Here is a 12,521-nt window from a genome sequence, read left to right on the forward strand (position 1 = left end):
TCCGCCGCCCGGACCTGTCCGCCGCCCTGTCCGCCGGTCCTACGTGACCTTCACCTTCAGGATCCGGTCGTCGCCGGGCTCAGGCGTGCCCCGGGAGTCCGTCTCGCTGGTGACCACCAGCAACTCGTCGCCGCCCAGGGCGAGTACGGTCCGCAGCCGCCCGTACTTCTCCGCGAAGAAGGCCTGCGGCGGTGCCACCGGCTTCGCCCCGTCCAGCGGGATCCGCCACAGCCGCTCGCCGCGCAGCCCCGCCATCCACACCGAACCCCCGGCCACGGCGATCCCGCTGGGGGAGGCGTCGGAGGTCTTCCACTGGGCGACCGGGTCGACGAACCCGGCCCGGTGGCCCTGCCCCTCCACCTCGGGCCAGCCGTAGTTCTTCCCCGGCTCGACGAGGTTCAGCTCGTCCCAGGTGTCCTGGCCGAACTCGGCCGCCCACAGCCGCCGGTCCTCGTCCCAGGCCAGACCCTGCACATTGCGGTGGCCCAGCGAGTACACCACCGAGTCCGCCGCCGGATTGCCGTGCACCGGCTCGCCGTCCGGCGTCATCCGCAGGATCTTGCCCGCGAGGGACTTCGGGTCCTGGGCGAGACCCCGCTCACCGGTCTCGCCGGTGCCCGCGTAGAGCATCTTGTCCGGGCCGAAGGCGATTCGCCCGCCGTTGTGCACGGTGCCCTTCGGGATGCCCTTGAACACCGTGTCGGCGGCGCCCAGTTGCTGCCCGGTCGGACGCCTGTCGTCGTACAGCATGCGGGCGATGCGGTTGTCGGACTCGGTCGTGAAGTACGCGTAGACCTGGTGGTCCGTGGCGTACGAGGGGGACAGCGCCAGCCCCATCAGACCGCCCTCGCCCGCCGGGGAGGCGCCCGCCACCGACCCCACCGCGGACGCCTTACCGGTCTCGGCGTCGACCCGGGTGATGGTCCCCTCGTCCCGGGAGGAGACCAGCAGGTCGCCGTCGGGCAGCGCGACCAGCCCCCAGGGGGACTTGAGGTCCTTGGCAAGGGTCCCCGTCACCGTCGCCGACCCCTTCGCGGGCGCGGCCTTCGAGCCGGGCGTGCCCGACGGGGCCGCGCTCCCGGCCGGATTGCGCGCGGCCGGGGACGAACTCCCCTTCCCTGACGGCGGTTTGCCCGCGGGGCCGCCGTCCGAGCACCCCGCCACGAGCAGGAGTGCCGCAGCGGTCAACACGGCTGTCACAGCAGGACGTCGCACGGTGTGGATCCCTTCGATCGACAGGCTCGTACCGTTGGTGCACCTGATGCACCGCTCCGTTGGTGCACCGCTCCGTTAATACACTGCTCCGGCCCCTGTGGAGTTCCCGGTCACGGGCCGGAGTTCGCGCTCAGTCCCACGACCCCTGTGCCGCCGGCAGCCCGCCGATCTCCGCCAGGTCGGCCGCGGTCAGCCTCAGGTCGGCCGCCGCCGCGTTCTCCGCCACCCACCGGGCCGTCTTCGCCCCCGGCACCGGGACGACGCTCCGCCCCCGGGACAGCACCCATGCCAGCGCCACCTGTGCCGGGGTGACCTCCGGGCCGTGCCGCCGTGCGACCCGCCGCAGCCCCGCCACCACCGGCTGGTTCGCCGCCATCATCTCCGCCGTGAACCTCGGGTGCCTGGCCCGTACGTCGTCCGGCTCGAAGCCCTCGCCCGGCGTCAGGGTGCCCGTCAGGAACCCGTTCCCCAGCGGCATCGCCGCCACGAACCCCACACCCCGCGCCTCGCACCACGGCAGCAGCCCCTCCAGGGCCTCCGGCGACCACACCGAGAGCTCGGCCTCCACGGCGCTCACCGGGAACACCTGCTGCACCCGCTCCAGCTGGCGGACCGTTCCTTCGTGCAGCCCGCCCAGCACCGGCCGCCCGACCCCCGTGCCCGACCGCCGCGAGGCCCGAGCGCCCACCGCGCACAGCCCCAACGCCCGTACCTTTCCGGCCCGTACGAGATCGGCCATCGCGCCCCACGTCTCCTCGACGGGTATCTCCGGGTCGGCCCGGTGCAGTTGGTACAGGTCGATCACATCGGTCTGCAACCGCCTCAAAGAGGCGTCGCAGGCCCGGCGCACATAGCCGGGCCTTCCGTTCGCCACGATGTGCTGATCACCCACCAGGAGCCCGCACTTCGTGGAGACGAAGGCCTCCGACCGCCGCTCCTTCAGCACCCGTCCGACCAGCAGCTCATTGGTGAACGGCCCGTACATGTCGGCGGTGTCGAGCAGATTCGCCCCCCGGTCGAGCGCCGTGTGCAGCGCGCGCACCGACTCCTCGCCGCGCTGCCGGGACCCGGTGTACGCCCAGCTCATCGGCATACAGCCGAGCCCGATCGCGCCCACTTCGAGCGCTGTTGCCCCGATTGTCCTGCGCTCCACCTTGCCCGTACCCCTCCGTCTGCCGCACCCCCAAACTAACCGTTGCTGGTCAGACGGTTTCGCATAGCCTCCTGACCATGACTTCGTACGACAGTGCCACCCGCCCCGCCGACGTCTGGCTGCCGATGGAACCGTCCGGCGTCGACGGCCTCCCGGACGCCGCCGCGAGCGGTCTGCGCTACCGCGTCTGGGACGGATTCACCGACTTCCCGGCCGACCCGGCCGACTGCGGCTTCTACGTCGTCCCGTACATGCTGGCCCCCGAGACCGTGACGCGGCCGCTGCCGCGGATGACCTCGCTGCGGGCCGTCCAGACCCTCACCGCGGGCGTCGACAGCATCCAGGGCGCCCTGCGTCCCGGCCACCACACGGGCGTGGAACTCTGCAACGCCCGCGGCGTCCACGAGGCCAGCACCGCCGAGCTCGCCCTCGCCCTGACCCTCGCCTCGCTGCGCGGCATCCCCGGCTTCGTCCAGGGCCAGCAGAAGGAGGAGTGGCGGTCCGGCTTCTACCCGGCGCTCGCCGACAAGTCCGTCCTGATCGTCGGGTACGGGTCCATCGGTGCGGCCGTCGAGGACAGGCTCGCCCCCTTCGAATGCGCGCGGGTGGCGCGCGTCGCGCGCTCCGCACGCACCTCGGAGCGCGGCGCCGTGCACGCGTTCACCGACCTGCCCGCACTGCTTCCCGGGGCGGACGTGGTGATCCTCTGCACGCCCCTCACCGAGAGCACCACCCGCCTGGTCGACTCCGGTTTCCTGTCCCGGATGCGGGACGGCGCCCTCCTGGTGAACGTCTCGCGCGGCCCCGTCGTCGACACCGAGGCCCTCCTCAAAGAGGTGGCGGCGGGCCGTCTGTGTGCCGCGCTCGACGTCACGGACCCGGAGCCGCTGCCGGCCGGCCATCCGCTGTGGCACGCGCCCGGCGTTCTGATCAGTCCGCACGTGGGTGGCAGCACCTCCGCCTTCCTGCCCCGCGCCAAGCGCCTGCTGGCCCGCCAGCTGACCCGGTACGCCGCGGGGGAACCCCTCGACAACGTCGTCCACACCGTCGGCTGACGGCCCCCGCCCCGGGTCGCGCACGCCCGAAAAGTCCCCGGGTGAATACGCTCCGGAGCAGACCGAATGCACCCAGTTTCCGTATTCCCACTGGTAGTTACGGAGCGTAGAGGAAGTATGTCCCTGAGTGACGGTACTGGTGTATCGTCCGGACCTAGGGGCTGCGCCGGGCACACCCACGGCGCCGGGGAGCACGACGGACATGCAAGGGGGGCGACGGGTGATGCACGGCCAGTGGAGAGACGATCCGACGCGGCAAAGTCACCGAAGGCCGATACGGCAAGGCCGTCGACGACCGGCCCGGCAGGGCCACCGACGGAGGTCCGGCCCAGCGGCAGCCGTCCGCCCCGGGCACCTGAAACCCCCGAACAGGGAGGTCCCGTGAGCGCCCCGGGGGCCGTGCTGACCCGTCGGCCGCTCGTCGGCAGGGGAAGCGGTCCTGGTCTGTTGCCCCAGATCCTGCTCGCCGTGATCTGCGGAGGATACGCCGCCGGTTCGGCACTCGGCTGGGGTTCGCGCCAAGTGGCGCTCATCATGGGCGACTTCGGTCTCGCCGCGGCGGCGTTCGTCGCCGCGGTCTCCTGTTACTTCTACGCGCGGACCAGGGAGAGCCGCTTCCGGTCCGCCTGGCTGTTGTTCTCCGTCTCCTCCCTGATGGCGGCGGGCGGGAACACGGTCTGGGGCTGGTACGAGGTGGTGTTGGGGGACGCCGTACCGGCCCCTTCGCTTGCCGACTTCTTCTTCCTCCTCTTCGGGCCGCCCGCCATCGTCGGCCTCCTGGTCCTCGCCAAGCGGCCCGTGACCCGGGCCGGCTGGGTCTGTCTGGCCCTCGACTCCTGGCTGATCGCGGGCTCGCTGCTCACCCTCTCGTGGAGCCTCGCCCTCGCGCACACCGCGGACTTGAAGGGCGCCAACACGGCGCACGCCGCACTCAAGCTGGCCTATCCGATCCTCGACATCGCACTCGTCAGCATGGTCCTGGCGCTGCACTTCCGCCGCTCGTCGGCGGACCGGGCCCCGATCAACACCGCGATCGCGGCCCTCGCCATGACCGTGCTGTGCGACGCCCTGTTCACCTCACCGCTGCTGCGCGAGAAGTACCACTCGGGGCAGATCCTCGACGCGGGCTGGTTCGCCGGTTCCCTGCTCCTCGCGTACGCCCCCTGGGGGGTGAGCCGCACCGCCCAGCTGCGCGACAGAGTCTCCTGGTACGGGCGGAACGCACAGGGCGGCAGGAGCACACCGGGAAGCAAGAGCGCACAGAGCGGCAAGAGCGGGCAGGGCGACCAGAAGGCCCCGCACGGCAACGGTGCCCCGGGTGGCCGGACCGCACCCCGCCCGCCCCGCGCCGCCCAGCACGCCCCGCACGGCCCCGCCGCCCGGACCCCGCAGGGCCGGGCGGCGGCCGGCCGGGTGCCCAGCAGGCCCATCGCCGGTTCGCTGGCCGCCCTCACCCCGTACCTCGCGGCGGCCGTCTGCGTGCTCGGCATCCTCTACAACGTCATGGACGGCCACAAGCTCGACCGGGTGGTCCTCTTCACGGGCTGCACGGTGGTGCTGGCCCTGGTGGTCCGCCAGGGCATCATGCTCGTCGACAACATCTCCCTCACCCAGGAACTGGCCCAGAAGGAGAACCACTTCCGCTCCCTGGTGCAGGGTTCGAGCGACGTCATCATGATCGCCGCCCCCACCGGCATACTGCGGTACGTCAGCCCGGCCGCCTCCGGTGTCTACGGCCGCGACGCCGACGAACTCATCGGCTCCGAACTGGCCTCGATCATCCACCCCGCCGACCTCGGCTCCGTCGTCCACGAGGTCCGCCGCTTCCTCGCCGCCTCCCCCCTCGAAGAGCCCACCACCCGCATCGAATGCCGCTTCAAGTCCGGTACGGGCGACTGGCTCAACGTCGAATCGACGGTCAACCGGCACCAGGGCGGCCTGATCTTCAACAGCCGCGACGTCACCGAACGGGTCCGTCTCCAGGCCCAGTTGCAGCACAACGCCGAACACGACCCGCTCACCGACCTGCCCAACCGCGCCCTGTTCACCAAACGGGTCCGCCAGGCCCTCACCGGACGCCGTGCCACCGATCTCGGCACGGCCGTCCTCTTCATCGACCTCGACGGCTTCAAGGCGGTGAACGACCGATTGGGCCATCAAGCCGGCGACGAGCTGCTGATCCAGGCGGCCCGCCGCCTCCAGGACTCGGTACGGGCCGGCGACACCGCGGCCAGGCTCGGCGGCGACGAGTTCGCCGCCCTGATCGTCGGCGACGGCACCCGCGACCGGGCCGCCCGCGAGTACCAGGTCCGCGAGATCGCCGACCGGCTCCGCCTCACCCTCTCCCAGCCGTACAAGGTGGACGGCAACGATGTCCGCGTCGCCGCCTCGATCGGCGTCGCCTTCGCCGAGCCCGGCATCACCCCCACCGACCTCATGCGCAACGCGGACCTCGCCATGTACCGCGCCAAGGCGGCGGGCAAGGACCGTGTCGAGCTGTACGCCCCCCAGATGCAGGCCGAGGTCGTACGGCGCACGGAGCTGGCCACCCGGCTGCGCTCCGCCCTGCACGACGGCGAGTTCGCCCTGCTGCACCAGCCCGTCGTCAACCTCGCCACCGGCCGGGTCGCCGCCGTCGCCGCCCAGGCCCGCTGGCGCTCCGCGCAGGGCATCCTCTTCACCCCGGCCGAGTTCCTGCGCGTCGCCGACGACAGCGACCGCACCGCCGAACTGGGCCGCTGGCTCCTCGAAGAGGCCGTCGAGCAGGCCGCCGAGCGCAACCGGGCCGGCCACCCGGTCCCCGTCACCGTCCGCCTCACCGCCCGCCGCCTGCTCGACCGGTCCCTGCCGCTCGGCTCCATCGAGGCCCTCCTCACCCGGCACGGGCTGGCCTCCGGGGCGCTGGTCGTCGAGATCACCGACAGCGACCCCCGGGCCTCCTTCGACGACCTCGAACACCGGCTGTCCGCACTGCGCCGGCTCGGCGTACGGATCGCACTCGACGGCTTCGGCAGCGGGTACGCGGCCATCAACGCACTGCGCCGCCTCCCCATCGACGTACTGAAGCTCGACCGCGGGCTGGTCGAGGGCGTCGTCGAGTCGGCCCGGCTGCACAAGATCACCAGCGGGCTGCTGCGGATCGCCACCGACCTCGGCCTGGAGTCCGTCGCGGACGGCGTCGACGTCCCCGAGCAGGTGCAGGCCCTGCGCGCGATGGGCTGTACGCACGGCCAGGGGATGGCGTTCTCAGGGCCGCTGGACGAGTACCGGCTGCGCCGGGCGCTGGTGCGCGGGGACTTCCCGGTGCCGGGCGGCGCGGGCAGCGCGCTGCCCGTCCTGACCGGGGGACCGGCCGCCGGACCACTGCCCGTGGGGCACCCCGGAGCACCCTGCGCCGATGGGTTCGGACATCCGCCATTGCGCTCAAATGCTGAGACGTCCGTCCCACCCACTTGACACACCCGGTGCGCCAGAGGGAGGGTCAATGCCATGCGCACCCGAATTCTCGTACTTGGAAAGCGCGTCGGCTGAAGCAAGGTTCACCGCCGAACCTGCTTGTCTCCCCCCGACGCGCTCCCCTCGCTTGCCTGACGGCACGGGGGGTTTTTTGTTGCACCGGCACCTTGCAGCACCACGCAGAACCCTCAGCTCAAACCCTCAGCTTCGAGAAGAGAATGCCGATGACCGAGCAGGCCACCGGGGCCCACCATCCGCAGCCCCGGCCCCGTAACACCGGACCCCGCACCAGTCCGATCGAGCACGTGACGGGCGCGAAGTCGCTCATCCGGGCGCTCGAAGAGGTCGGGGCCGACACGGTATTCGGCATTCCGGGCGGTGCGATCCTGCCGGCGTACGACCCGATGATGGACTCCACCCGGGTCCGCCACGTCCTGGTCCGCCACGAGCAGGGCGCGGGCCACGCGGCCACCGGATACGCCCAGGCCACCGGCAAGGTCGGGGTCTGCATGGCGACCTCGGGTCCCGGCGCCACCAACCTGGTCACCCCGATCGCCGACGCCCACATGGACTCCGTGCCGCTGGTCGCGATCACCGGTCAGGTCGCCTCCAAGGCGATCGGCACGGACGCCTTCCAGGAGGCGGACATCTGCGGCATCACGATGCCGATCACCAAGCACAACTTCCTGGTCACCGACCCGGCCGACATCCCGCGCACCATCGCCGAGGCCTTCCACATCGCCTCGACCGGACGCCCGGGGCCCGTCCTCGTCGACATCGCCAAGGACGCCCTCCAGGCGCAGACCACCTTCTCCTGGCCGCCCACCAACGACCTGCCCGGCTACCGGCCCGTCACCAAGCCGCACGCCAAGCAGATCCGCGAGGCCGCCAAGCTGATCACCGCCGCCAAGCGGCCCGTGCTGTACGTCGGCGGCGGCGTCCTCAAGGCGCAGGCCACCGCCGAGCTGAAGGTCCTCGCGGAGCTCACCGGAGCGCCCGTCACCACCACGCTGATGGCGCTCGGCGCATTCCCCGACAGCCACCCGCTGCACGTCGGAATGCCGGGCATGCACGGTGCGGTCACCGCCGTCACCGCGCTCCAGAAGGCCGACCTGATCGTCGCCCTCGGCGCCCGCTTCGACGACCGCGTCACCGGCAAGCTGGACAGCTTCGCCCCGTACGCGAAGATCGTCCACGCCGACATCGACCCGGCCGAGATCGGCAAGAACCGCGCCGCCGACGTCCCGATCGTCGGCGACGCCCGCGAGGTCATCGCCGACCTGGTGCAGGCCGTCCAGGCCGAGCACACCGAGGGCAACACCGGCGACTACACCGCCTGGTGGAACGACCTCAACCGCTGGCGCGACACCTACCCGCTGGGCTACGACCTCCCGGAGAACGGCCAGCTGTCCCCGCAGCAGGTCATCCAGCGGATCGGCGAACTCGCCCCGGAGGGCACCATCTACGCGGCGGGCGTCGGCCAGCACCAGATGTGGGCCTCGCACTTCATCCAGTACGAGAAGCCCGCGACCTGGCTCAACTCCGGCGGCGCGGGCACGATGGGCTACGCGGTCCCGGCCGCCATGGGCGCCAAGGCCGGCATGCCGGACAACACCGTCTGGGCGATCGACGGCGACGGCTGCTTCCAGATGACCAACCAGGAACTCACCACCTGCGCCCTGAACAACATCCCGATCAAGGTCGCCATCATCAACAACGGCGCCCTCGGCATGGTCCGCCAGTGGCAGACGCTGTTCTACAACCAGCGCTACTCCAACACCGTGCTGCACAGCGGTCAGGACTGTGACGGCGTCCCCGCCAAGGGCACCCGCGTCCCCGACTTCGTGAAGCTGTCCGAGGCGATGGGCTGCTACGCGATCCGCTGCGAGCGCCCCGAAGACCTGGACAAGGCCATCGAAGAGGCCAACTCCATCAACGACCGCCCGGTCGTCGTCGACTTCATCGTCCACGAGGACGCCATGGTGTGGCCGATGGTCGCCGCCGGCACCTCCAACGACGAGGTCATGGCCGCCCGGGGCGTCCGCCCCGACTTCGGCGACAACGAAGACGACTGAGTGAGCGACAAGAGCAGAGAGAGAATCATGTCCAAGCACACGCTCTCCGTCCTGGTGGAGAACAAGCCCGGCGTCCTCGCCCGCATCACCGCCCTCTTCTCCCGGCGCGGCTTCAACATCGACTCGCTCGCCGTCGGGACCACCGAACACCCCGAGATCTCGCGCATCACCATCGTGGTGAACGTGATCGAGGCCCTGCCGCTGGAGCAGGTGACGAAGCAGCTCAACAAGCTCGTCAACGTACTGAAGATCGTCGAATTGGAGCCCGCCGCTGCGATCCAGCGGGAGCTCGTCCTGGTGAAGGTCCGCGCCGACAACGAGACGCGTTCCCAGGTCACCGAGATCGTCCAGCTGTTCCGCGCCAAGACGGTGGATGTGTCGCCCGACGCGGTGACCATCGAAGCCACCGGTGGCGCGGACAAGCTCGAAGCGATGCTGAAGATGCTGGAGCAGTTCGGCATCAAGGAGCTCGTGCAGTCGGGGACGATTGCCATAGGGCGTGGGGCGAGGTCCATCACGGACCGGTCCTTGCGCGCCCTGGACCGAAGCGCCTGATCCTGCGCCGACCGGCCGGTGTTCACCTGCGGGTGCGTCGTGGCTGGTCGCGCAGTTCCCCGCGCCCCTATGGGGCTCGTTCAGATGGCGAGACCCGCAAACTTTCTTTCCGAAGCCCGCCGTACGGTGGGTCGCACAACCCGCACACATAGGAGAAACCCAGTGGCCGAGCTGTTCTACGACGCCGATGCAGACCTGTCCATCATCCAGGGCCGCAAGGTCGCGGTTCTCGGTTACGGCAGCCAGGGCCACGCCCACGCGCTGTCGCTCCGCGACTCGGGCGTCGACGTGCGCGTCGGTCTGCACGAGGGCTCCAAGTCCAAGGCCAAGGCCGAGGAGCAGGGCCTGCGCGTCGTCACCCCGGCCGAGGCGTCGGCCGAGGCCGACGTCATCATGATCCTCGTCCCGGACCCGATCCAGGCCCAGGTCTACGAGGAGTCCGTCAAGGACAACCTCAAGGACGGCGACGCCCTCTTCTTCGGCCACGGCCTGAACATCCGCTTCGGCTTCATCAAGCCGCCGGCCGGTGTCGACGTCGCCATGGTCGCCCCGAAGGGTCCGGGCCACCTGGTCCGCCGCCAGTACGAGGAGGGCCGCGGCGTTCCGTGCATCGCGGCCGTCGAGCAGGACGCCACCGGCAAGGGCTTCGAGCTGGCCCTGTCGTACGCGAAGGCCATCGGCGGCACCCGGGCCGGCGTCATCAAGACGACCTTCACCGAGGAGACCGAGACCGACCTGTTCGGTGAGCAGGCCGTTCTCTGCGGTGGTACGGCCGCCCTGGTCAAGGCCGGTTTCGAGACCCTGACCGAGGCCGGCTACCAGCCGGAGATCGCCTACTTCGAGTGCCTCCACGAGCTGAAGCTCATCGTCGACCTGATGTACGAGGGCGGCCTGGAGAAGATGCGCTGGTCGGTCTCCGAGACCGCCGAGTGGGGCGACTACATCACCGGCCCCCGCATCATCACGGACGCCACCAAGGCCGAGATGAAGAAGGTCCTGGCCGAGATCCAGGACGGCACCTTCGCCCAGCAGTGGATGGACGAGTACCACGGCGGCCTGAAGAAGTACTCCGAGTACAAGAAGGCCGACGAGGACCACCTGCTTGAGACCACGGGCAAGGAGCTCCGCAAGCTCATGAGCTGGGTGAACGACGACGAGGCGTAAGCCTTGAGGGGGCGGGGGTCACAGCTTCGGGCTGTGGCCCCCGCCTTCGACTCGACACAACGTCGAGCCCCGGACGAGTGATCGCGCCAAGAAGGCGGAGTATCCGCGGCCGCGTACTACTACACTTCTGAACCACATCCACGCGTCAGGCCCACAGCGTCGTGCGTCTTCCACGCGGCCCCTCTCCACGCCTGCGGCCGTCGGGACGGCCGTCCGCAAAGCACAAGTGAGGACTCACGTGAGCACTGCCAAGCCTGTCGTACTCATCGCTGAAGAGCTGTCGCCCGCGACCGTCGACGCCCTGGGGCCGGACTTCGAGATCCGGCACTGCAACGGAGCCGACCGCGCCGAACTCCTGCCCGCCATCGCCGACGTGGACGCGATCCTCGTCCGCTCCGCGACCAAGGTCGACGCGGAGGCCATCGCCGCCGCGAAGAAGCTGCGGGTCGTCGCCCGCGCCGGTGTCGGCCTCGACAACGTCGACGTCTCCGCCGCCACCAAGTCCGGCGTGATGGTCGTCAACGCGCCGACCTCCAACATCGTCACCGCCGCCGAGCTCGCCTGCGGCCTCATCCTCGCCACGGCCCGCAACATCCCGCAGGCCAACTCCGCGCTCAAGAACGGCGAGTGGAAGCGCTCGAAGTACAGCGGCGTCGAGCTGGCCGAGAAGACCCTCGGCGTCGTCGGCCTCGGCCGCATCGGCGCGCTGGTCGCCCAGCGGATGTCCGCGTTCGGCATGAAGGTCGTCGCCTACGACCCGTACGTGCAGCCCGCGCGCGCCGCCCAGATGGGCGTGAAGGTCCTGACGCTGGACGAGCTGCTCGAAGTCTCCGACTTCATCACCGTCCACCTGCCGAAGACCCCGGAGACGCTGGGGCTGATCGGTGACGAGGCGCTGCACAAGGTCAAGCCTTCGGTACGGATCGTCAACGCGGCCCGCGGCGGCATCGTCGACGAGGCCGCGCTGTACGCGGCGCTCAAGGAGGGCCGCGTGGCCGGCGCCGGCCTCGACGTGTACGCGAAGGAGCCCTGCACGGACTCCCCGCTCTTCGAGCTCGACCAGGTCGTCTGCACCCCGCACCTCGGTGCGTCGACCGACGAGGCGCAGGAGAAGGCGGGCATCGCCGTCGCCAAGTCCGTCCGTCTCGCGCTCGCCGGTGAGCTCGTTCCGGACGCGGTCAACGTCCAGGGCGGCGTCATCGCCGAGGACGTACGACCGGGTCTGCCGCTGGCCGAGAAGCTCGGCCGGATCTTCACCGCGCTGGCGGGCGAGGTCGCGGCCCGCCTCGACGTCGAGGTGTACGGCGAGATCACCCAGCACGACGTGAAGGTGCTCGAACTCTCCGCGCTCAAGGGCGTGTTCGAGGACGTCGTCGAGGAGACGGTGTCCTATGTGAACGCGCCGCTCTTCGCGCAGGAGCGCGGTGTCGAGGTCCGCCTCACCACCAGCAGCGAGTCCACCGAGCACCGCAATGTGGTGACGGTGCGCGGCACCCTCACCGGCGGCGAGGAGGTCTCGGTCTCCGGCACGCTGGCCGGTCCGAAGAACCTCAAGAAGATCGTCGCCATCGGCGAGTACGACGTGGACCTGGCGCTCGCCGATCACATGGTCGTCCTGCGCTACCAGGACCGCCCGGGTGTCGTCGGCACCGTCGGCCGCGTCCTAGGGGAGGCCGGTCTGAACATCGCGGGCATGCAGGTCGCCCGTGCGGGCGCGGGCGGCGAGGCCCTCGCGGTCCTCACCGTCGACGACACCGTCCCGCAGAACGTCCTGGGCGAGCTGGCCGAGGAGATCGGCGCGGCTTCGGCCCGCTCGGTCAACCTGGCCGACTAGTACGGCAGTCGTCC

8 protein-coding genes are annotated in these 12,521 nt (G+C 70.6%); 6 read left to right on the forward strand and 2 right to left on the reverse strand.

Annotated features, from left to right (window positions below):
* Window positions 1-39: 39 nt before the first annotated feature.
* Entirely contained in the window at window positions 40-1,200 is a 1,161-nt protein-coding gene (locus ACH4SP_RS32905) for a PQQ-dependent sugar dehydrogenase (protein WP_398420398.1), read from the reverse strand.
* Between the two features lie 145 nt (window positions 1,201-1,345).
* On the reverse strand, window positions 1,346-2,368 hold the full coding sequence (locus ACH4SP_RS32910; protein WP_398420400.1) for an aldo/keto reductase: 1,023 nt from the start codon (window positions 2,366-2,368) through the stop codon (window positions 1,346-1,348).
* A gap of 77 nt (window positions 2,369-2,445) precedes the next feature.
* Between ACH4SP_RS32910 and ACH4SP_RS32915 the strand changes: the two genes are divergently transcribed.
* The 6 genes from ACH4SP_RS32915 (at window position 2,446) to serA (ending at window position 12,507) form a co-directional block, all read left to right on the forward strand.
* On the forward strand, window positions 2,446-3,423 hold the full coding sequence (locus ACH4SP_RS32915; protein WP_398420402.1) for a 2-hydroxyacid dehydrogenase: 978 nt from the start codon (window positions 2,446-2,448) through the stop codon (window positions 3,421-3,423).
* Window positions 3,424-3,804: 381 nt separating this feature from the next.
* A complete protein-coding gene (locus tag ACH4SP_RS32920; RefSeq protein ID WP_398420403.1) occupies window positions 3,805-6,879 on the forward strand; it encodes a putative bifunctional diguanylate cyclase/phosphodiesterase in 3,075 nt (1,024 codons plus the stop codon).
* A 218-nt stretch (window positions 6,880-7,097) separates the two neighbouring features.
* Window positions 7,098-8,954 (forward strand): acetolactate synthase large subunit, encoded by a 1,857-nt coding sequence (locus tag ACH4SP_RS32925; protein ID WP_398420405.1) that lies wholly within the window; start codon window positions 7,098-7,100, stop codon window positions 8,952-8,954.
* A 27-nt stretch (window positions 8,955-8,981) separates the two neighbouring features.
* Window positions 8,982-9,509, forward strand: a complete 528-nt coding sequence (gene ilvN / locus ACH4SP_RS32930; RefSeq protein WP_362416045.1) for an acetolactate synthase small subunit — start codon at window positions 8,982-8,984, stop codon at window positions 9,507-9,509.
* Between the two features lie 162 nt (window positions 9,510-9,671).
* Window positions 9,672-10,673 (forward strand): ketol-acid reductoisomerase, encoded by a 1,002-nt coding sequence (gene ilvC, locus ACH4SP_RS32935; RefSeq protein ID WP_398420407.1) that lies wholly within the window; start codon window positions 9,672-9,674, stop codon window positions 10,671-10,673.
* A 238-nt stretch (window positions 10,674-10,911) separates the two neighbouring features.
* Window positions 10,912-12,507 (forward strand): phosphoglycerate dehydrogenase, encoded by a 1,596-nt coding sequence (gene serA / locus ACH4SP_RS32940; RefSeq protein ID WP_398420409.1) that lies wholly within the window; start codon window positions 10,912-10,914, stop codon window positions 12,505-12,507.
* Window positions 12,508-12,521: the final 14 nt, after the last annotated feature.

The sequence above is a fragment of the Streptomyces sp. NPDC021093 genome (assembly GCF_044333135.1).
Taxonomy (GTDB): Bacteria; Actinomycetota; Actinomycetes; order Streptomycetales; family Streptomycetaceae; genus Streptomyces.

Coding starts and splice junctions, on each gene's coding strand:
- ACH4SP_RS32915 (WP_398420402.1), top strand. CDS start 2,446: ATGACTTCGTACGACAGTGCCACCCGCCCCGCCGACGTCTGGCTGCCG.
- ACH4SP_RS32925 (WP_398420405.1), top strand. CDS start 7,098: ATGCCGATGACCGAGCAGGCCACCGGGGCCCACCATCCGCAGCCCCGG.
- ilvN (WP_362416045.1), top strand. CDS start 8,982: ATGTCCAAGCACACGCTCTCCGTCCTGGTGGAGAACAAGCCCGGCGTC.